A 25385-nucleotide genomic window follows, 5' to 3' on the forward strand; every position below is an offset into this window, starting at 1 on the left:
TCGTAAAGACTCTACTTTACACGTACGAAAACCCATTGCTATCGGTAAACCTTTAACATAGGTCCGATTCCCCCCTTCTAACTTCCCCTATCACAGCATAAGCTGATGTCGAACCCGGCGCCAATTTTCGGCGACCTAATCACGCACGCATATTCTTTCACCAGATATAAAGACAAATGCTCTCTTTCCAAAGAAAACAAAATCATAAAGCAGCCTCTGATACTGCAACTCCTCTTGTAAATCTATTCGCTTATATCAGAGATCTGTTTACCACTGTCAAGGGTGGTCTCCGATTTGATGAAGACAAAAATCAATGGTGGGCCCTTGAAGACTTGCTCAATATTACCACAGATAAGGCCGTCATTGATCGGGAACAATTTCACTTTCAGTGGAAAAATGCAGAAAAGCCGCTGCTCATCCTCAAAAGAGGGGAAGCCGATGAAATGGCGGATGCCCCAAAAGAACTCAGAGACTGGATTGAAGTTGTAGAAGAAGGAGGCAAAGCAGTACAGCTCATCAAGAAAGAATCCAAACACAGCAAATTTGAGGAGGTCGCCAGCCGAATGAAGGCATTCAGAGAATTCAAAAAGCAGGTGGATGGTAAAAGTTTGGAAGAAGTCAGTACCCTCACGCTTCCACCAGCCTTAAATCCCTGGATCAGCCTTAGTCAGGAAGACGGTAAAATTTATGTAAATAAAGTGGAAGAAGCGGAGGAAAAATTTGGGGATGATGAACTGAGAAAAGAAATGTTTGCTTCTTATGAAAGGAATTTCAACAAACACCATCAGGGGCAGGCAAATTTCCTCCAGATCAACAACATATATGATGCCCTTCACGACCTATACTTCCAAATGCAAACCAGCCAGGATCGTCAGCTAACGCTGTCATTTGGGCTGGTTTCTGGCAAGATAGGGGGCAAAGAGTATCACAACTTTCTGTTTCACTTACCCCTCACCCTCTCTCTCGAGAAACAGGAACTAATACTGGAAGCGGACACCTTCGCCCATGTAATTACCTGTGAGCAGAACTTCACAGAATTGCTGGAAGCCCATTTTCAGGGAGAAGATTCCGAAAAGACCCACAAGCGCAAGCTCAAGGTTCTGCAGGAAGTCGACAACTTCAATAGAGATAGCCGCGAACTAAATTTCGAAGCTGATTACCTCCGGGGAAGTTTTTATGCATCAGCCATTCGTATTCTCGAAGTCTTCCCAAAAATTGAGGACCTATTCTTTCAGGGGAAAGAACTCAATTACTGCATGCCTGCAGGGAAAATAAGTGAGGAAATTCGCTTTAGTTTTTCCCCCGTTATTCAAACCCGCATGCTCAATACGGGAGCTCATGTCGCAAGAGATGCGGAACGTATCATTTCCAGTATCAATGAATTGGGCGGGAAAGATCAAAACGATCAAATTCCGGATTTCTTCAAAAAACTCTTTAGCCTGAGAAAACCGGGCAATCCTTTACGGATCGCTTATAAGAGTATGGCTAAAGATATGGAAGCTCCACGCATAGTAGAAGATCTTCCGGAAAGATTTCTCTTTCCTTTGGCCTATAATGCCGAACAGCTCAACATCGCTAAACAATTGCTGCGTCAGGATGCCGTAACGGTACAGGGCCCTCCCGGAACCGGAAAGAGCCACACCATCGCCAACCTGACTTCGCATTTTGTTGCCGAGGGTAAATCTATCCTCATTGTTTCCAAAAATGCCAAGGCACTGGAAGTAATTCGTGAAAAACTTCCTCAGGAAATTCGCAACCTTATGGTGGCTTTCCTCAAAGGAAATGAACACCAGGAAATGCTCCGCAGCTCTATCGATGCGGTCAAAGATAACCTTAGCAGGAAATACGAGGAAGGAGAGATCCTCAAGATGGAAAATGACTTAAAGGGACTGGAGGAACAATTTGAAAGCACTCTTTCAGAAGTCAAAAGCCGTATTAGCTCTCAACATGAAGACCTAAGCCTCTGGGATCCATTTATGAAGCAGGAAAGAAAAGCTTCCGCCATAGAGTGGATCGAGGAGTTGGCACGCTTGGGAGAGGTTCAGTATATCAAAGATGAAATTTATCCTTCACAGGAAAGTGGCGATTGGGCGGCCAAGCTAATTCAGGTGCTTGATTTTATCCAGGAAAGCGGGCGTCCGGAAGGAGAACAAATTTTCCCCGAAGAAGAAGTGCTCCCCAGAAGAGAACGTTTGGAAAAAATCTTTGCGGAATTGGCTGAATGGGAAAATCTGTATGATATCAGGATGTATTCCCGCATCAAAGCTGATGCATTGAATGATGACTTGCTAGAAAGACTCAAGGAAGCAAAAACTATCCATACAGCTTTGTGTAGTTATGAAAGTTTGTTATTGCATCCCGCTTTTCAACTCCGCAAATTAAAGCAGGTTCTGGATCAATGTCGTCCGATCTTCCATTATATGTTGGAAGAAGAAAAAGCCTTGCTTCGCTACCAGATCGAATGGGAAGACTTAACAGATCTTGATCCTGATTTGGGCTTGAAAGAGATTCGCAATCTCTTCGAAAAGTATGGAGACTCTGGAAAACTCAATATCCTCAAAAAGAAATTCCTCAACGAAACCCAAAAAGCCTTTTACCTCTGCAAGGTAAATGGCCTGGAAGTAAAAGGGCTGGAACAATTGCTGGTACTGGAAAGGAGCCTTACCCAGGCAGCGCGCATCAAGCAATTGCAAATCCTGATGAATAATTTTGGTCGGGGTGTGGGAATAGAAGTAGAAAAAGACCAGGTTGAAAGTAGCTTTGAGCATTGGGATTCTTTGGAGGTATCCCTCAAGAAATTTGAAGATTTCAATTTGATGCTCCGATCTATAGGAGCGGAGATTCTTTCCAAAGAATCAACAGAAAGACCTGCCCAGATAGAATTCCTGACCAGCCTTTCCGCCTACAAAGGCTACGAGGAGACCAGAAGGGAATGGGAAGAAATCAGTTTAGGCTTGCAAGAGCATAAAGAATTGCATAAAGCCATCAAAGAAAGAGAGCTCGTCCTTTTCGATCAGGAAATCCAAGAACTCAAAGAAGCGAAAGCCTGGGAAGCAGAAAACCTCAGACATGCGGCTCTTCTTGAAGAATTGCGAGAGCTTTTACCCCAAACTTTTGAGTATCTGAGTCAGACCGAAGAGTTGGAACTTTCCGAAGTCCAATTGAATCGGGAAATCCTGGCTCTCAAAATCCAGAAAGTCCTGCAAGGAAGTTTGGAAGCATTGGGTAATCCACGCGAACTTATTGAAGCCTTGAAAAATATTCAAAAGGATATCCAGAAGAAGGTCGTAGAACTGATTGCCTACAAAACCTGGTATCACAAGCAAATTCAGATCAGTGATGAGCAAAAATCGGCCTTAACTGCCTGGAGAAATGATCTGGTAAACATCGGGAAAGGGCATGGAAAAAATGCCGAAAAGAATATGAAGTCAGCAGTCAGCAATATGCGCCTGGCAAGAGAAGTTGTCCCCGTATGGGTCATGCAGCAGGATACTGCGATCAATTTCTTCCAGGATCCCAATCCCGGACAATTTGATGTACTCATCGTAGACGAGGCCAGTCAATGTGATATCAGTATGCTCAACCTCATCTACCGAAGTAAAAAATGCATCATAGTCGGAGATGAAAACCAGACAGCTGTAGCAACTCAGGCTAGGCTTTTCCCCTTGAGCAGAACCAATCAGCTTTTGGATCGCTACCTGATCAATCATCCCTTCAAACAACAATTCAACATCAACAATCGCTCGAGTAGTGTATACAGCCTGAGTGGGGTAATTTATCCCAACATCATCAGCCTGAGAGAGCATTTTCGTTGTCGTCCGGAATTGATCGGCTTTTCCAATAAATATGTATATGACAAGCAAATCATCCCACTAAAAACTTCGACCGATAATCTCTATGGAGCAGCAGCAGAAGTTCATTATATAGAAGATGATCCTAAAAACCCCAAGAAGCCGGCCATTGTCAAGGCTTGTGTTCAATTGATTGGGGGCTTGATCGAAGATGTAGAAGCCGGAAGGCTCCCAAACTTGCCTACACTTGGTATTCTCTGTCTGGACTCTTCTAATGAAGAGCATCGCGACCTCCTCAACAAAGAATTTAACCGCCATCCTCTAATCAAGGCGCATAGAGAAGAATTGAAATTGCTGGTAGGTACTTCCCGCGAGTTTCAGGGAGATGAAAGAGACATCATGATCCTGACTACAACTGCTAGTCATTCCTTTACAGCAGAAGGGAAAATACGCGCTCCTCGTTCGGTTATGGGAGAAGATATGTCACGTATCTACAATGTCGCCAGTTCGAGAGCCAGGGAAAAAGCCATTCTTTTGCACAGCATTCATCCGGAAGCTCTGGCGAAAATGAAGCCCGAATGTTTCCGAAAAAGAATCATTGACTATTTCTCTATTCAGATGATGGAAAACGAGAAAGAAGAAAAAGTGTACCAGGCTTCTGATATGCATGCTTCTTTAGGGGAAATGGGCAGGATGGTATTTGAGAAATTGGCAGAAGAGGGCTTCGGAGAGCATCTGGTTCCCCAATACAAATTAGGACCTTATGAAGTTGATTTGGCTTTGATCAAAGATGGAAAGAAGAAAGCCATCTTCCTCGACCTCATGAAGGGATCAGCAGATAATCTTGATAAGCAGCTGGTATTGGAAAGAGCAGGCTGGGACTGCTATAGACTACAGCCCTTGGAATGGGTGCTTTCCGAAGAGGGAGCTATGGAAAAATTGTCGCAATGGGTAAAGAGCTGATCCTCAACCGAAATAGAATTTTTTTCGTAAGATATAATGAAACGGAAATCTAAACCGTGCAACCCCCACCATCTAGTGGGGGTCTATTCTTTTGTGTAAATTAGCCACCAAAGGATACCAAGGGTGAAAAAGAGATTATTACATATCTGTTTTAGCCTGGTACTCATCTTGTGTACCAGTTTTTCTGTTTTCGCACAAATCGACCCAGCTGAGGCAAAGGACAAAGCCAAAAATGCTGAGGGATTAGAGCGATTGCAGGCCATGATAGATATGTCTGAGCATTACAAGCAATCAAATCCTCGTCAAAGCCTCAGCTATGCCCAGGAAGCCCTTAGATTTGCCCAAACCCTCAAAACCAAAAACATCCTGGAGGCAGAAGGGTTTTTGTATGACCCTCAAACGATCAACGAAAGGAGGGTAGACGCCTTCATTCTGAGTGGATTGGCCTACAAGAGTCAAAAACGCCGTTCTCGGGCTTTGAAAAACCTGAGAGATGGACAAAAGTTGGCTGAATCTATAAATTACCCAGCCGGAGAGAACAGGGTCAAAAGCATCCTTAGCGAGATGAATGCTGCCTCAGGGATCAACAATGTCCTGGACAATGCCATTTCCAAGGTAGAAAAATGGGTAGACGGGAATACCGGAGAAGTAAGTTCTAAAATCAAAAAAGATGCTGCTGCCCGTGGAGCTCAGATCAATGAAAACACGGCGAAAAGAGCAGAAGATAATGGTGATTATGAGCGTGCGATCGAGTATTACGAGAAAAGCATTCGCTCCTATATAAGTATAGGGGATAGTGCGAAAAGTGAAGCACTCAGCCAGCATGTAGCCATGCTGTACAATAAAATTGGAGAAGCAAAAGAGCCCGAAGAGATCATCGCCTTTACAGAATCAGCCAAAAAAGTAGAGGAAGAAAATAATCCCAATGCGGAAATAGATGATTTTGTAGAAGACCTGAAAACAATCTCAGAAGCCAGCAAGCCTGATCCAATTCTTTCCATCGTTGAGGAAGAGACAGAACAGAAAACCAAAACGGTTTTAAGAGAGGCACAAAGTCTCATGGCTGCGGGTAGAAATCGGGAAGCAGAAAAGAAATATGGAGAAGCCCTAAGGCTCCAGGCTGTGCTCCTGCAATATAAAAGTGAACGTCAAATGGATTCCCTCACCAGTGAGTTCTTTATCGAGCTTATGTTGGATGAGCGGGATATCTTTGAACAAGAGGCAGAGGATAGTAGAAAAGACAGAAATTTCCTTATCCTGATCACCTTCTTGTTCCTTTCTATTGCGGCCCTTTCTGCCTGGTTATTTTTTATCAAAAGAAAATCTCATCGCGAAATGAGTCGTGCATATGATGAGTTGGAAGAAACCCATCAGGAATTGAAGTCTACGCAGACTCAATTGGTAGCAGCAGAAAAAATGGCCTCTTTAGGTCAACTCACAGCGGGTATTGCCCATGAGATCAACAATCCGGTCAACTTTATTTCCGGAAATATTCATCCGCTCAAATCAGATATATCAGAGTTACTCAAACTGCTCAATGCTTACGAGAACATCGTTCAGGCTCAGGGACTCAATGAGAAATTTTCAGATGTCTCCAAAATGAAACACCAGATGGATTTTGAATATCTGAAAGAAGAGATATCAGAATTACTGGAAGGCATGGCTGAAGGTGCACATCGTACCACAGAGATAGTCAAAGGGTTGCGGATGTTTGCCCGTGTTGATGAGGAGCAGCCTAAACCTCTGAATATTCATTTGGGGCTTGACAATACCCTTGCCTTGTTGAAAAGTCAGTTGAAAGATGTCGAGTTGATTAAAGATTATGGAGATATCCCTGTGATTGAAGGTTTCCCCGGAAAAATCAATCAGGTCTTCATGAATGTACTGACCAATGCCATTCAAGCCATGCCGAGCGGAGGATGGATTCGCATAAAAACCCGCAGAGTAGGAGGACAGGTAGAAGTTCGCATTCAAGATACGGGAGATGGTATTCCTAAGGAAACCGTAGATAAAATCTTTGAGCCTTTCTTTACGACCAAATCATTGGGAGAAGGTACCGGTTTAGGTCTTTCAATTAGTCTGGGGATAATGAAACAGCATGGAGGCTTTATTGACATTGAAAGTGATCCGGGTCATGGCACAGAAGTGATCCTCTCCTTACCTCTTCAGCAGGAGACCAGCTATTCTTCCTAAAATTCTCTAAACAGCTGCTACAATATGCCTCCCTGCTTCTTCAGGCGAGCCAGCAGCTTTTCATCTTCCTTGAGCTTTACCCCTTCCATAATCGCTTTGGAGAAATCTGCTCCTTTGATACTGACCCCACTTAAGTCACATTTATTCATCCGTGCGTGATAGAACTCACTGCCATCCAGATTGGCCTTGGAGAGATTTGCTTCCTGAAGATCCGCTTGATGGAACTTGACTCCTCGCAGGTCTGCATTTGACAGATTTGCGTTCTTTAGCTTGGCATGGCTAAAATTGGCATAGAAGAAAGTACCTCCCAAACGAGATCCGGCCAGATTTGCTCCCTGAAAATCAGCATACTTATAGCTGGATTTGAGAAAGTGAGTCCCTCTCAGGTCAGTATTCGATAAATTTGCGCGGTTGAGATTTAGGTGAGAAATTTCTCCTTTGGGGAAACGGACATCTTGCAAATTTGTGGCATTGAAATCCACACTATCCAGCTTTGCTCCCCGCAAATCAGCTTTGTGCAAATGGGCCCTGCGAATGCTGGCAGCTCGCAAATCAGCTCCATTGAGCCGGGCTTTACTTAGATTGGCACCATCCAGGTTTAATCCACGAAGGTCCATATTTCTCAAATCCATCCCTTCCAGGGATTCTCCCATCCGAAGCTTTTTCTCTACTTCGGATACGGTTATCTGTCCAAAAATTTGGGTAGAAATACAGGTGATGCAAATAAGGATCAACAGTTGCGCTTTCATAATTTCCTTGAAATTACTTAGGTAAAAAGATGAGCCTAAGGAAACCCTCAGGTATCACACTATATAAATAGGAAGAGAAGATCCGGGCTCGATGACTTATAAAGATCGAATGCAGGTCATCTTTTTAAATACGCCGAAATAATAGCGAATATTATCTTAATAATAGTTAATATATTTCGATTTTACCAAATAAAAAGAACAAGTCGATTATCGGAACATCAATCCAATTCCAGAACTTCCAGAATTTCAATCTCCTCTTTGTTTTCCCTCTTGTTTATAAACAAATGAGGGTATTCTTCCTCCAATAGCCGGTCGATACTACGGATCTTTCCTTCATTCAACTTGTTTTCTTTCTGGATTACTTCTTCGTACAGCTCAGCTAATGTATTTTTTCTCATTAGGAGCCATTTACCTTCTATTCCCCTTATACGAAACACCTGATTTATTGCAGGTTTTTCTGTAAAAGACACATCCAGAAAGCCTTCGGTAAAGAACGCATTGGGTGAGATTAGCCTATAAGTAGCCCTTGGAGAATGCTTAGCCTCAAAAGGAATACATCGGGAAATTCTCAATATTTTGCGCAGGAGCGAGAAAAAAAGGCTTACCGGAATAAACCCATTACTATTAATGACTTCTGCAACAAGAACTTTTTTTGACTTCAATTTTGAACTATTAATACGTACCAAATGAAACTGCTGTTGCAATTCCCCTTTAAAAGTTCAACCATTCTGATACTTAGACGCCGGGAAAAACAAAATCCTTCCTGCTTGCGCAAAAGACCAAATAGTATCCCATAAAACTTCTCTGGTTTGTATTACATTCCTTGAATCAAGTACAAATATAGGAATTATTGAACACTCATTCAATTTCTGTTTTTACTATTTATAGGTTCCCCCATAATTAATTGCGATAGGAGCAGCCAGCATCTCATCAGGTATTCCGAAAGCATCCACCAAGGCAACCGCATGTTTCCGTAAACGGAGACAAAGCCGCTCTACCTGATAGCGAATGGCATTTGCTTTTGCATCGGACAGGTAATCATGGGTCATGTAAAACAGGATGTTCTTTTCCAGGATATTCAGTGCATACAAAGCACAAAGTTTTTTCAATACCTTTTTACCTGCTGCTTCCGGATAATTTTTCACTTCTTCGATAAAGTACTCAAGCACCACCCTGTCTATATAAGCTTCCGCCATTGTAACCAAATGGGTTTGTACTTCAATAAAGGCATCATAGGAATTCATGCCCTGATCCAATCGATGCTTGAGCCTGCGCGCAGCAGACATCACCAGACTACTCTCACGGTCTTTAAACATATCCAGGTGCCATTCTGAATCTCTCAGATGTTTTTTGCCTGTTTTTCGAACAGCGATCGGATTTTTGTCAGCCAAAGCGTCGAAGGCTTTACCCGCAAAGAAGTTGACCATATTGAAGAGATTCATCGAGTTGAACTCATTCTTGAAATCCGAAAGACGTGATTTGGCCACCAATTGCATGAGTACGGTATTGTCTCCTTCAAAGGTGGTGAAGATATCCGTATCTGCTTTCATATCGGCAAATCTATTGGCCCAGAGGTATCCTGCACCTCCACAAGCCTCTCTGCACTCTTGCAGGGTAGCTGTGGTATTCCAGGTACTGAGTGCTTTTAGTCCTGCCGCCAGTGCCTCTATTTCTCTTCCTTCCTCTTCTGAGGCATTCACATATCGATGCGCCATTCCCTGATGCGCAAAGTGATAGGCAAAAGCATTTGCAAGGAGAGGCATCAGTCGCCTTTGATGCGTTCTATAGTTTAGAATTGGAATCTCTGCCTGACCAGCGGGACCAAACTGCTTACGAACAGCCGCAAACTTGATCGCGATTGCCAGTCCAGACTTTGCAGCACTCAAACCCGCCATGGGTACACTGATCCTACCCCCTACAAGGGTTCCCAGCATCGTGAAGAAGCGCTTGGCTTCATTGGTAATAGGACTCTGATAAGTTCCATCTGCATCAACTTCTCCAAATCGATTGAGCAAATTTTCCCGGGGGACTCTCACCTGATCAAACCAAAGGCGGCCATTATCTACTCCATTCAATCCCAGCTTTCGTCCACTATCCATAATCCTAACCCCAGACATAGGATTTCCCTGATCATCACGGATAGGCACAAGGATCGCATGCACTCCATAATTTTCTCCTTCCGTGATCAATTGGGCAAAAACGGTAGCCATTTTTCCATGTACCGCAGCATTTCCTATATATTCTTTGTGGGCATAGTGATGAGGAGTATGTATGATAAATTCTTCGGTTGAAGGATCATAAGTTGCGGTTGTCTCAATATCCCGAACATTGGAACCATGTCCTCCTTCCGTCATAGCAAAACAGCCTGCCAGTTCCAGAGAACCTGTATCTTTTAGGTATTCTCTATGATGCTTCTCGGTACCGAGCCCCATAATACTTCCCCCAAATAAGCCAAACTGCACCCCAAATTTGATGGCCAGACTAATGTCATGGTGTCCCATCATCTCAAATACGGTTACGTAAGAACGCATATCGTTTTTACCTCCTGCAAAATCCGGATAGGCCAAAGCACCATAGCCCCTTTCCGCCAATAATTTCATCCACTCAAATACCGTCTCTCTATATTCAGATTTATCTTCACTTATCCTGTCGTAGGAAAATATAGGATCAGAAAATAGCGTTCTCAGCTTCTCTTTCAGTTCGCCCTGATCACCATCCAGGTAAGCTTTCATTTCCGCCAGATCGAATGCAGTAATATTTTCTTCTTCTTCTGAAACCTTCTCTGGACGGGGAGCAGCTAATATTTCATTGACCGATTCAGCGCTGATAAGTCCGAGCATTTCTGCTGCATTGTGTAAAGCACGTTCTGCAGATTCTGGCTTGAAGTTCTCGGCACCTTCCTGCCCTCCCAATTTTGAAAGCTCTTTTCCCAGACTAGCCAAATCCTTCAAAGAAGCGGCGGGCAATTGTGCCGCATTGTTTCGGATCAGACTGGCCCATCTTTTCACCTGCTTGGGAGTCGGAGGTTTGGCTGGATCTAAACGAGAGCAAAGAAAAACCTTGTCATCTTTCTCTAACCAATCCTGATCCTGGATGAATTCTTCAATCAAATTGATCTCCGTAGGAGTCAAAATATCATCGGACCAGGCGATGTATAACAAAGGAAGGAGAGATAATGCTCCGGGACTTAGCTGAGATGCGTCTTGGGTTAAATCGGTACTTATCATAATCGAGTATTGTGGCCTTTAATTAAACATACAAAATACTGAGGAACAGTGTTTCAGGAAAATCCAATATTCCGCAATTTGTCATAGCAAAGACTCTCTTTTTGTTATTAAGACTACATTTTTTGAATTTGGTCAGGCTCTTTCAGGGTCTAGCTGAATTTTCCTAACTTGCTGCTGATAAAGAGACACCTATGAAACGGGCTTTGGTACTGAGTGGCGGAGGGGCAAATGGAGCCTTCCAATTTGGAGCACTCAAATACATTCACGAGGAACTACAAATTAAGAACCCCGATTTCAATTTTGATATCATCGCGGGGGTCTCAGTAGGTGCGCTCAATGGCACCATGATCGCCATGGACAAATACTGGCAACTCTCCAAAATCTGGAATTCCCCCAATCTTCAAAAACTCATTTTCCAGGGCAGTCTGGAGATGTTTTCCATATTGAGGAGTCTGGTTTCCCGGGATAAAGCCATTCTAAATAATGAGCCCCTCTTTAGACTACTCCAACGATATGTACGTCTCGAGGACCTAAGTACAAGTCCCTGTGATTTGCGGATTGGATCGGTTTCCCTCAGAGATGGAACCTTTCGGACTTTGCGACCCAAAGATTTCGAGACAGATATCGAATTTCAAAAAGCCATCCTCGCTTCTACTTCCATTCCGCTTTTGTGGGCTCCTCAGGAACAAATAGAAACCAAAGCCGGCATCTTATATGATATGGTAGATGGCAGCATACGTGATACCAGCCCCCTGGGTCAGGTGGTCCATGATCAACCGGATGAGGTGGTGATTATCAATTGCACCTCTCGAAAGTTGCCTCTGGAAAAAGACCTGGAATCAGGAAGAAATATTTTCACCATTGCCAGAAGGGCATTGGTAGACATCGCGATCGATGAAATATTTGTGAATGATCTCCGCGAATACCTGACCATCAATGACCTCGTAAAGCAAGCCAAAGAACAGGCCCCGGATATCAAACTTTATCGCACAAGTGTGGTAAGTGGTAAAAAAGTCGAATTGCATGCGTTCAATACGATTCTAATCGAACCTCAAGTCTATATGGGAAGCATTTTGGATTTCCATCCGGAAAAGGTTCAATGGAGAATAGAACAAGGTTATCAAACCGCGAAAGCTGCTATAGAAACTTATATGCAGGAAGCAGATAAAAATCCCTCCTGATTTAAAAAAAAATTATCTATCTTCGAAGCCTAATTTACAAGCCTTAAAGCATTATGAGAGAAATTCAATTCAGAGAAGCTGTGAGGGAGGCAATGCAGGAAGAAATGCGTTTGGATGATAGCGTATTCCTGATGGGAGAAGAGGTTGCTCAATACAACGGAGCTTACAAAGTAAGCCAGGGGATGTTGGATGAGTTTGGAGAAAAAAGGGTAATAGATACCCCGATATCAGAAAATGGATTTGCAGGAATTGGAGTAGGAGCCGCAATGATGGGTCTCCGTCCGATCATCGAGTTCATGACATTTAACTTTTCATTGGTTGCCATCGATCAGGTAATCAATAATGCCGCAAAAATGTACCAGATGAGTGGTGGGCAATATTCTGTACCGATTGTGTTCAGAGGTCCCAGCCAGTCTGCAGGACAATTGGCAGCAACTCACTCTCAAAGCTTTGAGAACTGGTTTGCAAATACTCCCGGATTGAAAGTTGTTTCTCCCAGCACACCTGCTGACGGAAAAGGACTGCTCAAATCCGCGATACGCGACCCAAATCCTGTATTGGTGATGGAGTCTGAGGTTATGTATGGAAATAAAGGACCTGTACCAGAAGGTCCGGAGTTCCTCATTCCTCTTGACAAAGCGGATATAAAAAGAGCCGGTACGGATGTTACCATCGTTTCTTTTGGAAAAATGGTGCATGTATGTCTGGATGCTTGTAATGAATTGGCCAAAGATGGGATCAATGCAGAAATGATAGATCTTAGGGCTTTGCGTCCAATCGATTATACGACAGTTATAGAATCTGTAAAGAAAACCAACCGTTGTGTCTTCGTTGAAGAGTCCTGGCCGCTGACTGGAATGGCAACTGAAATTGCTTATGTCCTTCAGAAAAGAGCCTTCGATTACCTCGATGCTCCAGTCGTCAGAGTTACTGCAAGAGACACTCCTTTGCCTTACTCTTCAGTACTTGTAGATACCTGGTTACCCAATCCAAAACGAGTGATTGACGCAGTAAAGCAGGTACTTTACCAAAACTAATTCCAAAAAAAATATACTAAAAAGGCCTATTCTTAACAGTATAGGCCTTTTTTGCATTTAATTATGCAAATTAGCCTTCCTAATTATTACGATTTTTAAACTATAAGAAACCCGAAACTTTTTGCTAATTGCCCGTGTACTACAAATACAATGTTAACAATTAGCACTCATCAAGTCCTCAGCATAGGAACTATTGTGAACGCACCTTCTAGAAAAGATTACCGAAAGCTATCAGACGAAGAGCTGATAAGCCTCATCATGGATGAAGGCAAGACGGAGCTCTTCAACCATCTTTATGACAGGTACGCTGACAAAGTCTATCGCAAATGTATCTCTTTCGTAAAAGACAAGGATATAGCGAAAGACATGGTTCAGGACGTCTTGCTCAAAGTTTTTACTCAACTGAATAAATTCAAAGGCAAGAGTCGATTCTCTACCTGGCTTTACGCAATTACCTACAACTACTGCGTAGAGTATTACAGAAAGAACAACCGCTACACGAATGTAGATATAGACGATGGTCCGGATCTACCCAGTCAAAACGACGACAATGAATCCGAGCTACTCAGCGAAAGAGTCGATCGCTTAAAGAGAGCGATGGAAAGAATTGCACCCGAGGATAAGGTCATCCTCCTGATGAAATACCAGGATGAGGGTTCTATCAAAGAATTAATGGAACATCTCGACATTTCAGAAAGCGCAGTGAAGATGAGATTAGCCAGAGCAAGGAAGCGTGTTCGTCAGATCATCGTGGATGGTGAAAAACATAAGAATTAATGGAAGAAAATAATGCTTTTAAAAAGATCGAGTCTAACGATAAATTGCCCGATCATATAAAAAGAGAAACCCTGGGTTCTTTATTCTCCATGAAAATGCTCGCCGATTTTGTAGATCTTTTTATCGTCAAGGCAGGAAATGTCTTGGGAAGTTCTATAGACGGTGGTGAGCGGGTCGAAAAAAAATAACGGTAGAAAGCCCATGAATTTACTTGAATCACTAACGAACTCCTTTAACACTGTCTTTGAACAACTTAGCGCTGGTTTATTTAGATTAATCCCTGCTACCCTTATCCTTCTACTTGGCTGGCTGATCTCCAAAATCGCTGCTTCGGTAACTTCCAGAGTACTCACTCGACTGGGACTGGAAAAATTAGGGGACAAACTAAATGCTACTGCAGCATTTAAGGACTCTGGCATAAAATTAAAGCCGGTAGTGATCATCAAGAAATTTGTCTACTGGACCCTCATGCTGATCTTTGTGCTCAGTGCAACTGAATTTTTGGGTCTGGAGATTCTTACCCAGCAAATCGCCAAACTGATCGCCTTCATTCCCGATCTCCTTACTGCATTTATCATATTAGCCGTTGGTTTCTATCTGGCTGGCGCAGTCCGCGAGTTGGTAGCCAATGCCTGCAAATCCTTCGGAATATCTGCCTGGAAATTTATCAGTGGCATTGTCTTCTTCCTCCTGATGATGGTGGTCGTAGTAACGGCCTTTGGACAAATCGGCATTGATGTCGCGGTCCTAACAACAAACGAATACATCATTTTGGGTGGCTTGCTACTCGGCTTTGCCATCGCCTACGGACATGCTGCTCGTCCTGTTCTCGCCAATATCCTCAGCAGTTTTTATGCGCCTAACAATTTCAAAATAGGGCAGAATATCGAACTGGATAATATAAAAGGAAGCATCTCCCGCATGGATAATATCTCCATCACCATCGATACCGGAGATAAAGAAGTCATATTTCCTTTGAGCAGATTGATGGAAGGGAAGGTTACGATCTATAAGCAATAAAAGAAGTCCTTGCGCAGAAATAGAAGCAATCCCCTTGATTCAAATGAGAGTCAAGGGGATTGCTTATTCGGAGATACCGACCCGCAAGGACAAGCTTCGCTTGTATGAGAAATTTATCCTTTTAATACCTTAATTCTGAATGATCAGACCGTCCTCTATACGCAGGGTGCGATCGGTCTTACTTGCCAAATCCATATCGTGTGTGGCGAGAAGAATGGTGGTTCCAGTCGTTTTGGCTAACTCATACATCATGTTGTAGAGATCACGACTATTTTGAGAATCCAGGTTCCCACTTGGCTCATCCGCAAGAATCAGTTTAGGCTTATTGATTAATGCTCTGGCGACTGCTACTCTTTGTTGCTCTCCCCCGGATAAGGCACTGGGCTTATGATCCAGTCTTTCGCCCAAACCCAAACGAGTCAGCAACATATTGCCTCTTTCTTCCAATTCCTCCTGAGCCGTACCATGAATAAAGCCTGGAATGCAGACATTTTCCATTGCGGTGAATTCCGGCAAAAGGTGATGAAACTGAAAAACAAAGCCCAATTCTTCATTTCTGAAAGCGGCTTTCTGCTTTTTGCTCATTTTCGCTACATCCACTCCTTCAAACAAGAGTTCTCCCGAATCCATATTGTCGAGGGTACCGAGGATCTGAAGCAAGGTACTTTTACCTGCTCCGGAGCTACCTACCAGAGATACAACTTCTCCACTCATGAGAGAAATGCTTACCCCTTTTAGGACAGAAAGTTTGCCGTAGGATTTATGTATGTCTTTAGCGTCAAGCATTTGGAGGGACGAAGATAGGGAGAAAAAATGAGTCTAACCTGCAAAAGCATTGTTTTTATGCCCGTGAGCCTGACTACTGTCAAAAACCCGTATCGCGACAACTTCACATTCGGCCGTTTGTATACTCTCGCAAAAGACCTGACAGGCAACGATCGTCTTGCGACCTTTCATTTCCAATATCTGCGCACGTAACTCTATGGGTTTGTCATTCGGGGTAGGCTTAAGGTAGCGCACATTGATGGTACCCGTGGCATATCGATATTCAGGCATAGTATCGAGAGCTCTATCTTCAGATTTATAGGCATAGGCCATTGCGGCTCCCATGCTATGGCAATCTACCAGAGTAGCCAGTATCCCACCATTTAGCAGGTTTTTCCAACCATTGTATTTTTCCTGACTATCCCAAATGCATACAGCTTCCTCTCCTTCCCAGTAACTTTTGATCTGAAGGCCTTCAGGATTATCGGCCCCACAGCCAAAACAAACATTACCAGGCATATAGTCTTGAAAATAGATTTTTTCCATGGCGCAAAAATATAAAAAAATAAACGCCCGGGGAATCCCCGGGCGTCAGAACTAGAAACGGTAATCAAAATTATTGGAAAGGCTATATCATTATTCTTTGTCAAGGCTACTGACTTTGACCTCAGCAGAGATCGTCAGCGTAATGTCATCGGCCAAACTTTCTTCCAGGTCAGCTACGATTTTGATAGAAGCACTTTCGTAGGATAGAAAATCATTGATAGAAATTCCGCTGGCCGGTAAACCAACTTTCATGATTTTGCTATTCTCTGAGGGAAAGCTCACTTCATCCAAGAGCGTACTGCTTTCGCCATTGACGCTGAAGTCGATGTTTACATTTCCCAAAACAGACCAGTCAAGTTCTACCTCTTCGGGGATCGTGATCTCCAAATGAGTGATGTCTGCTTCGAAATTGGCTTCTATGCCATTGTTATCCATTTCTTCCTGCACTTTTGCAAGGAAGCTTGAATAACTGCCTTCGTCCGATTCGAGGATCAATTGACCCTCTACCTGATCAGAGGCTTTGACCGTATAGGTCGTATTGTAAGGAATGTCTATAGATACTTTGAAGAGAGGATTATCGGTACAAGCAAAGGCCAGGATAGAAAGTAAAACAGTAAAAAATACTAACTTTTTCATGCAACAGGTTTGATTTGATGATTCAAATTTGACGAGATTTCGAAATATCTCAAAACCCATTATTTGCCAGAGCTTACCCCCGCATTTCCAGACAAAAACTCAATTTCATCCATAAAAAAACAGGAAGCTTACACTTCCTGTATCCTTTATTTTATTCGAAAATCTGGAACAAAAAGCCATTAGCGGCATTTAGTCCGATTTACAGTACTATCTATAACATAAGAAAATAAGAATCCCTGAGAGCAATTCTAACCTTTAACCGCAATTACAGAGATCTCAACATTCACTCCTTTTGGCAAGCCCGCTACTTCTACAGTCTCTCTGGCCGGGAAGTCTGAGCTAAAATAAGAACCATAGATTCCATTCACTTCTCCAAAATCTCCCATGCTCTGCAAGAAGATACTCGTCTTTACAATATGGCTATAATCCAATCCCTGATCAGTCAGTATGGCACCAATATTTTTCATTACCTGATGAGTCTCGGCTTCCAGATTGTCAGTGATCATATTTCCTGTTGCAGGGTCGATGGCTATCTGACCGGAGAGGAAATACATATTCCCTACTTTCACAGCCTGGCTATAGGGGCCGATGGGAGCAGGTGCATTTGAGGTTTCTATAATTTCTTTCACGTGAGGAATATATTAGGATGAATATTTTTACTCAGATTTCCTGAACCATTTCGTAAAGCCTCCGAAAATCCTCTTTTCAACTACACGGAAATAGGCTGCTTTCCCAAAAAGAAAAGAATAGATACGGAGCAAAACGATGTAGATGGGGGTAATGACGATGAAATAGATCAGGTAATACAAAAATCCCTTTTCCAGGCCCGTATATGGCATCAGATAGCGTGGAACTACAGCGGCTGTCGTACCAGTCAAGGCAAAAACAGTAAGGATGATAACATAATCCCAGCCTTTGGGTTTTTCCACTTTTCCTCCTTCTTCCGGCAGTTTATTGGGTTCTGTTTCTTTCATCGACATTTGTCAGGTTTCAAATATCGAAAAAAGGACGATGGGGACAAAGGGGAAATGTGATGTGTTCTGGTGTTCGGGTGTTCTGGCAATTGAAATTTTTCCAGGGAACATAAATGGCCACCTCCCATAAGGAAGGCAGCCATTTATCAATTGTTTACTTTCTTATTCTTTAGTTGCTAACATAATCTACTCGCATCTGGACATCTACTTTCTGACGAATCCAGATTTTATCCATTTCATCACTCATTTTCCCCAAATCTTTACCAGGATGAACTTTGGCAAAATACTTCTCGAACCAGGGCAGCATGTATTGATCCAGGCTCTCATAGAAATCTACCGTAATTGCATGATATTCTTTATCAGCTCCCTGCGGCATCATCAGATTCAAATTGGCCCATCCGCCCATATTGCCATCGTCTATACGCGCTTTATGAACCGGAAACCAGACATTCTTTTCATAATTTGAATGATCCGCAAGGCTAGCTCCCTCTTGCAATTGCATATAATTGTCCACGGTAATTCTGTTGTCCGCGCCTGCTCTGAAAATTTCCTGATCGACAATATAAATTTCCTCTCTTACTAGATCTCGGACTGCATTTGTCTTGTTCAGAATCTTCATCTCTTCTTCCGTGAGGATATCAGATAAATCAGACATAGAGCCCGTAAAGTGATCGGCAAGCATTTTATCTCCCTTGTAAATGTTGGCAGTTTTATAGTTGTATTCATGGGCTGTACCATAAGGAGAAATTAAGCGGCTCAATTCCCAATATTCCAGCTTGCCAGCCTTAATTCTGGCGGCATGAATCTTTTTCCACACTTTCTCAACTTTGAGATACTCTGATTCCATTTCGGGATCAACCTTCATATAGTCAATAACCACATAGGTAGGCTCGTCATCCTGAGCATAAGTCAGCGTAACAGAAAGTAATAAAGCGAAGACCAGACTTAGTCCGATTTTTGTTCCAAAAGAAACATTCATAATAAACAGTATTTTAAAGGTTAATTAGACTTACAATTTTTAGCCCGACGTTAGGCAGAGAATGAAGCAAAGTTCTTCTCACCCTCTCTTTTTCAAATAGACAGCGCAGGCATAGATAAATATGGGTCCCACCTTAAATGGCTGAGAAAACTTTTGGAAGGAGTGTCAAATAGTAAATCAATCGCAATTTTCAGCGATAAATCTACCGAACATGGGAAATATAGGGGTTTTTGAAGGACTAAGAGGAGATATGAGTCATATCTAAGGGTATTCTGTAAAGATTAGGAGGAAAACCGTAGGGAAGTGTTCTGGTGTTCTGAAATAAACCGCTTAAACACAAGAACACCTGAACACCTTATTCAATCCACCTTCCTATATGACATCACTGCCAGGGTATTGAAGACTATGCTCAAGACCACTGTTGCGCGGAAATTGAACATTACGTCTGCGAAATCGCTGCCTTTCAGCAAAACTTTCCGCATCACCTCCACAAAATGAGCAATAGGATTGGGGAGGGTCAGGTATTGGGCCCATTCAGGCATACTTTCGATAGGCGTGAAGAGTCCGCTCATCAGGATAAAGATTATTACGAAAAAGAAGGCTACGAACATGGCCTGTTGCTGGGTATCTACCAAATTAGAGATAAAGAGCCCCAGTCCCAGGACAGCTGTAAGATTGAGCGCACAGAAGGCAAATACCAAAGCCAGATTGCCTCGCATGGGTACGTCAAAAATAAGTTTACCCGCGATCAAACCTACTGTCAGGAGGACCATTCCGATAATCAGAAAGGGGACCATTTTCCCCAAAATAAATTGCCAGTTCCGGATGGGTGTAACATTGATCTGTTCGATAGTCCCGATCTCCCGTTCTCTGACTACATTCATAGCCGTCAACAACATGACCAGTATGGTTACCAATTCACCCAAAATCCCCGGAACCATAAAGTGTTGGAAGTTAAGCTCCGAATTGTACCAATAGGAATGCTCGATTTCTATTCCTCCCTGCTTAATCTTCCTGGGCATACCTTTCACCTCTCCCTGTATTTCCTGATTAAAGGATTGGATGATATTATTTAGGTAGGAGAAGCCAATCGTAGCTCCCTGCCCATTAATGGCATTGACCTGGATGCGGAGAGAAATATCTTCTCCTTTGAGAAATTCTGTTTCAAAATTTGGAGGAAATTGCAGAATGATGTCTACTTCCCCACTCTCCATCAAAGCCAATACATGAGATTCTGTATAACTGGCATCGATAATACTGAAGCGATCTGAAATCCGAATCTTGTTGACCAATCTCCTCGAATAAGAAGAAAGGTCCTGATCCACGATGGCAAGATTGACATTTTTTACCTCATTGCTGGCAGCATAGGACAGCAGAATCAATTGCATAATAGGAGCAACTGTAATCAGCGGTAAAATGGCCTTGTTTCTGAATATCTGGATAAACTCCTTTTGTATGATAAATAAGAGTCGTTTCATAATTACCTTATTTGCTTACTACTTCAAAGTTTTTCCATGCTACACCTAGCAGGAAGAAAGTCATCAGAAAGAGAATGATAGTTGGAAACCAGATGACCTCCATACCTACTCCTTTGAGCATGATGGCCTTCAAAATTTCTATGAAATAAGTTGCTGGGATGATCGTAGAAATGGCTTGCAATAATGCCGGCATACTGGATATAGGAAAAAGAAATCCCGACAAAAGCATAGTCGGTAGCATAAGGCTAAACAAGGATCCCATCATAGCGGCTTGTTGGGTTGGGGCCTTGGTAGAAATAAGGACTCCCAGTGCAAGGGCTGTTGTCAGATACAGGATGCACAAGCCCATGAGCAAAAAGACATTGCCATAGATAGGCACATCAAAGACAAAGTATCCCATTGCCAGGATCATCAGAGCATTAAGAAAAGACAAGATGATATAGGGGGTAACTTTCCCCAAAATGATGATCAGCGGTGGCAAAGGACTCACCAGCAATAAATCCATAGTTCCTAATTCCTTTTCTCTGGCTATGGTCAAAGAAGTCATCATAGCCGAAATCAACATCAGAATCAGCGCCACTACACCCGGAATAAAGTTATATGCACTTTCCAGGCGCGGATTGTAGATCATCCGACTTTCTATGTTGATTTGGAAAGGTCTTTTCTGATTTCCCCTTTTTTCCATTTGGAACTTTCGGGTCATCTGGCTGGCGTAGTTGATCAGTGTAGAAGCATAATTGGGTTCAGAAGCATCTGCAAGGAATTGAACCTTTGTCTTTTCTCCCCGGTAAAAATCCTGCCCGAAATCAGGGGGAATCACTATGGTCATTTTCACCTCTCCGGATTTGAAACTTTCTTCAATCTCTTCATAACTATAAGCATTGCCTACAATCTCAAAATGACCGGAAGCTTGAAGATGCAGCATATATTCACGACTCAACTCATCATGTGCCTGATCTAAAATGGCGATAGAAGCTCCTTTAAATTCATTGGTAACTGTATAGCCAAAGATGAGCACCAGCGCTATAGGAATTCCGAAAAGAATGATAAGGGTTCTTCTGTCTCGGAGGATGTGGTAGAATTCCTTTTTAACAAAGGCAACAAATATCTTGTACATAGGATTAGTTTTGGGTTCGGACCAGTTTTAGAAAAACCTCATCCATATTATCCGTATCAAATCTTTGTTTGAGTTCATAAGGGGACCCCAGTGCTTCTATCTTCCCAGCTACCATGATGCAGATCCGATCACAGTATTCGGCTTCATCCATATAGTGAGTGGTAACAAATATGGTAACTCCCCTGGCCGCTGAGGCATAAATCATTTCCCAAAATTGCCTGCGGGTAACCGGGTCAACTCCCCCTGTGGGTTCGTCCAGAAATACAATGGCAGGATCATGAACATTGGAAACAGCAAAGGCCAGTCTTTGCTTCCATCCCAGAGGCAACTCATCCACTACTTTATCTGCATATTCCTCCAATTGAAGTTCTTCCAGAATTTGCGTCGTCTTCTCTTGAATTTGCTTTCGATTCAGTCCATAGATGCCCCCATAAAATCGGATATTCTGTCGGATACTTAAATCTCCATAGAGGCTAAATTTCTGAGACATATAGCCGATATTTTCTTTGATCGAATCCCGTTCTTTGTACACATCAAATCCTGCAATATTGGCTTCTCCCGAACTAGGCGTACTCAGGCCCGTCAACATCCGGATAGCCGTTGTCTTTCCCGCTCCATTTGCTCCCAGAAAACCAAAGATCTCGCCTTTGGATACTTTCAGATTGATCGCATCTACGGCGATAAAATCTCCGAATTTCTTCGTCAGCTCCCTGATTTCTATTGCTGTTGTTTGTTCCATTGTTTTACATCAAGTCTAAAAACACATCTTCAATATTAGCCTGAGCTTCGCGCAGCTGTACTTCGCGATGCCCTTTATCCTCTAAAAATTCGCGTACACGCGACTGGTCAATGGGATTTACACTGCTCATATGCAGGTATTCCCCAAAAGCCTCAATCCGTTCTCCGAATCCTGAAGCGCGGAGATCCTGGAGCAATTGATAAAACTGATCGCTCTTGACTTCGTACAGATGCTTGCTATATCCACCGATGATATTCTCAGGACTTTCGATGGCGAGAATGTTTCCATTTTGGATGAGAGCTATACGATCGCAAAGGGAGGCTTCATCCATATAGGGAGTACTTACGAGAATACTAATTCCCTGCGCCTTGAGTCTTTTGAGCATGGCCCAAAATTCATCCCGACTAACCGCATCTACTCCTGTAGTAGGTTCATCGAGAAACAGTACTTTCGGTTTATGGATAAGTGCACAACAAAGGGCCAGTTTCTGCTTCATTCCGCCAGAGAGTTTACCGGCTTTTCGCTTTTTAAAGGGCTCGATTTGCACATAGATATCCTCGATCAGGGAATAGTTCTCCTGAATCGTAGTACCAAAAATGGTGGCAAAGAAAGTCAGATTCTCTTCAACCGATAAATCCTGGTAAAGAGAAAAACGCCCCGGCATATAGCCAATGATTTTTCGAATCTGTTTATAGTCCCTTACCGTATGATATCCACAGACTTCTGCATCTCCTTCATCTGGAATAAGAAGGGAAGTCAGTATGCGAAACAGGCTGGTTTTTCCCGCTCCATCCGGTCCAATGAGTCCAAAGAGTTCCCCCTCTTCCACCTCAAAAGATATGTCTTTGAGGGCCTCTACTTCCTCATATGACTTCCCGATATTTTTGATTATGATATCGCTCATGTCTATTTATCAGAAGATTCACTTAGGCCAAGTCCAGCAAAATTCACCTCTGCAGGCATACCTATTTTCAATTTTCCGTCTGGATTAGGCACCCGTACTTTCAACGCATAAACCAGGCTGACCCTCTCTTCTTTGGTCTGTATGGTTTTCGGAGTAAATTCCGCTTGAGCAGATATCCAACTCAGGCTTCCTTTCAAAGGCCGAAAGCCTTCCGCACCTTCATCGATCAAGACTTCAACTTCCTGGCCCAAACTCGCATTTTGCAAATCTGTACTGGATGCATAGGCATGAAGAATAAGTGGATCCAGGCTCGCAATGCGATACAATGGACTCCCCATGCCCACGACTTCTGAACCTTCTGCCAATTTATTGAGAACCGTTCCATCGATAGGGTTTTTGATCTGGGAGCGGGAAATCTGCTCTTCAATCAGGGCAATCTGAGCCCGGATAGGATCAGCTCCTGACAGGATGCCTGCATTGGTATTTTTTGCATTTTGCCGACTTGCAGCAATTTGTTGGTCAATGACTTTCAGTTCTCCGTTCAAATCATCCAACTGCTTGGGCGTGGCTGCTTTGTTTTTGAGAAGTTCTTCTACTCGATTTTTTTCTCTTTCGAGATTACTCCTTCGATCTAATAATACCTTGATTTCCGGTTCAACTTTCAACGTCTTGCTGGAAAGGCTTCGGATGTTAGCCAATAACTGCAGCTTCTGGAGGTAAAGGGCTGTGGTATCAATCAGGGCCACTTTTTCCCCTGCTGTTAAACGAGCCCCTTCTTCTACAGATAAAGTCAGAAGTTTTCCGGCTGTTTCCGCACTTACGGTGACAATATCAGCTTCGAAATTGCCGTAAGCGTCGGATCGCCTTTCTTCTCCCTCACAGGCGATGAAAAGGAAAATGAGTATGAGATATGGAAAAGATTTCATGATATATATAGCTTCGATTTTCTTAAATAAATTAGCGATTGGCTCCTCTTTCTGTAAGGAAATCCAGTTGAACTTGTATGAGTTGAATCTTATGTAATTCCAGGTTTTGCCGGGCCCTCAATTCTGCATTGGATTGAATGAGGTAATCCGCGGAAGTGATGATGCCATTCTCCAGCTGAGTGGCGAGTTGGGTAAGAATCTCAGCCTGAAGTTTGGCGATTTCTCCATCCTGCTGGATCTGGGCATCCAGATTTTCTACCCGCGAGAGGTAATGGGCATTGCTGGATTCTACATTAAAGTCAAAAGTTTCCTTCTGCTTTTGAATTTGCTGAGACCTTAGAAATAAAATTTCCCGATCATGCCTGAGTTGTTTTTTATCACTGAGTTTCCACTGAAAACTGATGCCTGCAATCCCATAAGGGGAAAAATTATTATCGAAGAAATTGAGAGGATTGGGAACTCCACCTCCCCCCTGGGCAAATAGTTGAACTCGTGGGCGATGTTGTGCCTCCAAAAGTCCTTCCTTACTCATCAGGGAATTTTGTTGCAATAAGAATAGTTCTTGCTCTGGTCGATTTGTCTGCGGGAGAGCATTCAGGTTATGATATTGGGGCAAGGCAAGCTCAACTTCAAGATCCAACTCAAGACCGGTGAGATCAGCGAGGGAATTGAGGCTTCCTTGTATACTAAATTGCAAGGACTTTGCCTGGGCTTCAAGTTCCAATTCTCTCACCCGCAGTTTGGATACCTCGCTTTCCAAGACTACTCCACTTTGCTGGCCGGCTTCCAGGACTCGCCTTCTTTCCAACAAATCTGTCTGACTTATCTTCAATAAATCTGCTTGTGCCTTATAAAGGGCAATCCCCACAAACAATTGATTGATCCTTTTTCGGAGACCGTAGCTTTCTACTTCCAAAGATTTTTTCTCTACTTCCCAGGCCGCTTTCTTTTCTTCAATCTTAGCGCTATTCAAGCCACCATCATAAAGCGCATAATTCAGCTCCAGAAAGGGCTTAAAAGAATAAAGAGGAAGGTCAATGGATAAAGGCAATCCCGCATCTTCCGGAAAAGAAACTGTTTCGGTCTGGATTCTGGCCTCTGCTTGCAAATAGAGATCCGGGCGCCTGTCCAGACTCAATTTTTCCAATTCCTTTTTGTAAATGCGATCCAATAAAGAATCGCTTCCCAAAATGGGATAATGAGCTTCAAAAGCCTTATATGCATCTTCCAGACTCAAACTTTTCCGCGCCTGGGGAAATAGCTCAAGATGGAAAATCAATATGCATAAGGCTAAAAATGCATGTTTCATATAGCTATGGAATTTATGTTGTCTCAATAGTTTAATTTTCATGTTTAACCATTTGGTTAAATTTGAGGCAAAAA

General features: G+C 43.0%; 22 protein-coding genes. 7 read left to right on the forward strand and 15 right to left on the reverse strand.

The genetic code is table 11. The features are described from left to right. Window positions 1–176 precede the first annotated feature (176 nt). A complete protein-coding gene (locus R8P61_20790) occupies window positions 177–4754 on the forward strand; it encodes an AAA domain-containing protein (protein ID MDW3649520.1) in 4578 nt (1525 codons plus the stop codon). A 123-nt stretch (window positions 4755–4877) separates the two neighbouring features. Continuing rightward, window positions 4878–6947, forward strand: coding sequence for an ATP-binding protein (locus R8P61_20795; protein MDW3649521.1), 2070 nt, complete (start codon window positions 4878–4880; stop codon window positions 6945–6947). A gap of 17 nt (window positions 6948–6964) precedes the next feature. Here the strand turns inward: R8P61_20795 and R8P61_20800 are convergent, their stop codons facing one another. From R8P61_20800 to R8P61_20810, 3 genes are all read right to left on the reverse strand, one after another. Next, window positions 6965–7696 (reverse strand): pentapeptide repeat-containing protein, encoded by a 732-nt coding sequence (locus R8P61_20800; GenBank protein ID MDW3649522.1) that lies wholly within the window; start codon window positions 7694–7696, stop codon window positions 6965–6967. A 218-nt stretch (window positions 7697–7914) separates the two neighbouring features. After that, window positions 7915–8094, reverse strand: a complete 180-nt coding sequence (locus R8P61_20805) for a hypothetical protein (protein MDW3649523.1) — start codon at window positions 8092–8094, stop codon at window positions 7915–7917. Between the two features lie 480 nt (window positions 8095–8574). Further along, window positions 8575–10923 (reverse strand): acyl-CoA dehydrogenase, encoded by a 2349-nt coding sequence (locus R8P61_20810; protein ID MDW3649524.1) that lies wholly within the window; start codon window positions 10921–10923, stop codon window positions 8575–8577. A gap of 191 nt (window positions 10924–11114) precedes the next feature. Between R8P61_20810 and R8P61_20815 the strand changes: the two genes are divergently transcribed. From R8P61_20815 to R8P61_20835, 5 genes are all read left to right on the forward strand, one after another. Continuing rightward, window positions 11115–12104: a patatin-like phospholipase family protein gene (locus tag R8P61_20815; GenBank protein ID MDW3649525.1), complete on the forward strand. Its 990-nt coding sequence runs from the start codon at window positions 11115–11117 to the stop codon at window positions 12102–12104. A 53-nt stretch (window positions 12105–12157) separates the two neighbouring features. Next, window positions 12158–13141 carry a pyruvate dehydrogenase complex E1 component subunit beta gene (locus R8P61_20820; GenBank protein ID MDW3649526.1) on the forward strand — a complete coding sequence of 328 codons (984 nt, stop codon included), beginning with the start codon at window positions 12158–12160 and terminating at the stop codon, window positions 13139–13141. Window positions 13142–13291: 150 nt separating this feature from the next. Next, window positions 13292–13918, forward strand: coding sequence for an RNA polymerase sigma factor (locus tag R8P61_20825; protein MDW3649527.1), 627 nt, complete (start codon window positions 13292–13294; stop codon window positions 13916–13918). Further along, window positions 13918–14106 (forward strand): hypothetical protein, encoded by a 189-nt coding sequence (locus R8P61_20830; GenBank protein MDW3649528.1) that lies wholly within the window; start codon window positions 13918–13920, stop codon window positions 14104–14106. Before R8P61_20825 ends, R8P61_20830 begins: the two co-directional genes overlap by 1 nt. 13 nt (window positions 14107–14119) lie before the next feature. Then, a complete protein-coding gene (locus R8P61_20835; GenBank protein MDW3649529.1) occupies window positions 14120–14938 on the forward strand; it encodes a mechanosensitive ion channel in 819 nt (272 codons plus the stop codon). Between the two features lie 129 nt (window positions 14939–15067). On the opposite strand, the gene R8P61_20840 is transcribed toward R8P61_20835, so the two are convergent. The 12 genes from R8P61_20840 to R8P61_20895 all read right to left on the reverse strand — a co-directional run bounded on the left by R8P61_20840 (window position 15068) and on the right by R8P61_20895 (window position 25353). Beyond that, entirely contained in the window at window positions 15068–15724 is a 657-nt protein-coding gene (locus R8P61_20840) for an ABC transporter ATP-binding protein (protein ID MDW3649530.1), read from the reverse strand. Between the two features lie 33 nt (window positions 15725–15757). Further along, window positions 15758–16249, reverse strand: a complete 492-nt coding sequence (locus tag R8P61_20845; protein MDW3649531.1) for a PaaI family thioesterase — start codon at window positions 16247–16249, stop codon at window positions 15758–15760. A gap of 90 nt (window positions 16250–16339) precedes the next feature. Then, the gene (locus R8P61_20850; protein MDW3649532.1) at window positions 16340–16885 is read right to left on the reverse strand and encodes a hypothetical protein; all 546 of its coding nucleotides are present in this window, start codon (window positions 16883–16885) and stop codon (window positions 16340–16342) included. Window positions 16886–17133: 248 nt separating this feature from the next. Beyond that, window positions 17134–17514 carry a RidA family protein gene (locus R8P61_20855; protein ID MDW3649533.1) on the reverse strand — a complete coding sequence of 127 codons (381 nt, stop codon included), beginning with the start codon at window positions 17512–17514 and terminating at the stop codon, window positions 17134–17136. Between the two features lie 27 nt (window positions 17515–17541). After that, window positions 17542–17865 carry a DUF6787 family protein gene (locus tag R8P61_20860; GenBank protein ID MDW3649534.1) on the reverse strand — a complete coding sequence of 108 codons (324 nt, stop codon included), beginning with the start codon at window positions 17863–17865 and terminating at the stop codon, window positions 17542–17544. A gap of 163 nt (window positions 17866–18028) precedes the next feature. Next, window positions 18029–18838 carry a hypothetical protein gene (locus R8P61_20865; GenBank protein ID MDW3649535.1) on the reverse strand — a complete coding sequence of 270 codons (810 nt, stop codon included), beginning with the start codon at window positions 18836–18838 and terminating at the stop codon, window positions 18029–18031. A 359-nt stretch (window positions 18839–19197) separates the two neighbouring features. After that, window positions 19198–20316: an ABC transporter permease gene (locus R8P61_20870; GenBank protein ID MDW3649536.1), complete on the reverse strand. Its 1119-nt coding sequence runs from the start codon at window positions 20314–20316 to the stop codon at window positions 19198–19200. A gap of 7 nt (window positions 20317–20323) precedes the next feature. Continuing rightward, window positions 20324–21433 carry an ABC transporter permease gene (locus tag R8P61_20875; GenBank protein ID MDW3649537.1) on the reverse strand — a complete coding sequence of 370 codons (1110 nt, stop codon included), beginning with the start codon at window positions 21431–21433 and terminating at the stop codon, window positions 20324–20326. A 4-nt stretch (window positions 21434–21437) separates the two neighbouring features. Continuing rightward, a complete protein-coding gene (locus tag R8P61_20880; GenBank protein ID MDW3649538.1) occupies window positions 21438–22172 on the reverse strand; it encodes an ABC transporter ATP-binding protein in 735 nt (244 codons plus the stop codon). A gap of 4 nt (window positions 22173–22176) precedes the next feature. Continuing rightward, window positions 22177–23076, reverse strand: a complete 900-nt coding sequence (locus R8P61_20885; protein ID MDW3649539.1) for an ABC transporter ATP-binding protein — start codon at window positions 23074–23076, stop codon at window positions 22177–22179. 2 nt (window positions 23077–23078) lie between these two features. After that, window positions 23079–24002, reverse strand: a complete 924-nt coding sequence (locus R8P61_20890) for an HlyD family efflux transporter periplasmic adaptor subunit (GenBank protein MDW3649540.1) — start codon at window positions 24000–24002, stop codon at window positions 23079–23081. Window positions 24003–24033: 31 nt separating this feature from the next. Further along, window positions 24034–25353 carry a TolC family protein gene (locus tag R8P61_20895; protein MDW3649541.1) on the reverse strand — a complete coding sequence of 440 codons (1320 nt, stop codon included), beginning with the start codon at window positions 25351–25353 and terminating at the stop codon, window positions 24034–24036. Between the last annotated feature and the right edge of the window lie 32 nt (window positions 25354–25385).

The organism is Bacteroidia bacterium (assembly GCA_033391075.1).
Classification (GTDB): Bacteria; Bacteroidota; Bacteroidia; order J057; family J057; genus JAWPMV01.

What these genes read in the sequence shown, in the direction of transcription:
- R8P61_20885 (MDW3649539.1), bottom strand. Translation starts at nt 23,076, where the DNA reads ATGAGCGATATCATAATCAAAAATATCGGGAAGTCATATGAGGAAGTA.
- R8P61_20835 (MDW3649529.1), top strand. Translation starts at nt 14,120, where the DNA reads ATGAATTTACTTGAATCACTAACGAACTCCTTTAACACTGTCTTTGAA.
- R8P61_20810 (MDW3649524.1), bottom strand. Translation starts at nt 10,923, where the DNA reads ATGATAAGTACCGATTTAACCCAAGACGCATCTCAGCTAAGTCCCGGA.
- R8P61_20895 (MDW3649541.1), bottom strand. Translation starts at nt 25,353, where the DNA reads ATGAAAATTAAACTATTGAGACAACATAAATTCCATAGCTATATGAAA.
- R8P61_20850 (MDW3649532.1), bottom strand. Translation starts at nt 16,885, where the DNA reads ATGAAAAAGTTAGTATTTTTTACTGTTTTACTTTCTATCCTGGCCTTT.
- R8P61_20870 (MDW3649536.1), bottom strand. Translation starts at nt 20,316, where the DNA reads ATGAAACGACTCTTATTTATCATACAAAAGGAGTTTATCCAGATATTC.
- R8P61_20880 (MDW3649538.1), bottom strand. Translation starts at nt 22,172, where the DNA reads ATGGAACAAACAACAGCAATAGAAATCAGGGAGCTGACGAAGAAATTC.
- R8P61_20815 (MDW3649525.1), top strand. Translation starts at nt 11,115, where the DNA reads ATGAAACGGGCTTTGGTACTGAGTGGCGGAGGGGCAAATGGAGCCTTC.
- R8P61_20790 (MDW3649520.1), top strand. Translation starts at nt 177, where the DNA reads ATGCTCTCTTTCCAAAGAAAACAAAATCATAAAGCAGCCTCTGATACT.
- R8P61_20865 (MDW3649535.1), bottom strand. Translation starts at nt 18,838, where the DNA reads ATGAATGTTTCTTTTGGAACAAAAATCGGACTAAGTCTGGTCTTCGCT.
- R8P61_20875 (MDW3649537.1), bottom strand. Translation starts at nt 21,433, where the DNA reads ATGTACAAGATATTTGTTGCCTTTGTTAAAAAGGAATTCTACCACATC.
- R8P61_20820 (MDW3649526.1), top strand. Translation starts at nt 12,158, where the DNA reads ATGAGAGAAATTCAATTCAGAGAAGCTGTGAGGGAGGCAATGCAGGAA.
- R8P61_20890 (MDW3649540.1), bottom strand. Translation starts at nt 24,002, where the DNA reads ATGAAATCTTTTCCATATCTCATACTCATTTTCCTTTTCATCGCCTGT.
- R8P61_20800 (MDW3649522.1), bottom strand. Translation starts at nt 7,696, where the DNA reads ATGAAAGCGCAACTGTTGATCCTTATTTGCATCACCTGTATTTCTACC.
- R8P61_20845 (MDW3649531.1), bottom strand. Translation starts at nt 16,249, where the DNA reads ATGGAAAAAATCTATTTTCAAGACTATATGCCTGGTAATGTTTGTTTT.
- R8P61_20840 (MDW3649530.1), bottom strand. Translation starts at nt 15,724, where the DNA reads ATGCTTGACGCTAAAGACATACATAAATCCTACGGCAAACTTTCTGTC.
- R8P61_20825 (MDW3649527.1), top strand. Translation starts at nt 13,292, where the DNA reads ATGTTAACAATTAGCACTCATCAAGTCCTCAGCATAGGAACTATTGTG.
- R8P61_20860 (MDW3649534.1), bottom strand. Translation starts at nt 17,865, where the DNA reads ATGTCGATGAAAGAAACAGAACCCAATAAACTGCCGGAAGAAGGAGGA.
- R8P61_20830 (MDW3649528.1), top strand. Translation starts at nt 13,918, where the DNA reads ATGGAAGAAAATAATGCTTTTAAAAAGATCGAGTCTAACGATAAATTG.
- R8P61_20805 (MDW3649523.1), bottom strand. Translation starts at nt 8,094, where the DNA reads ATGAGAAAAAATACATTAGCTGAGCTGTACGAAGAAGTAATCCAGAAA.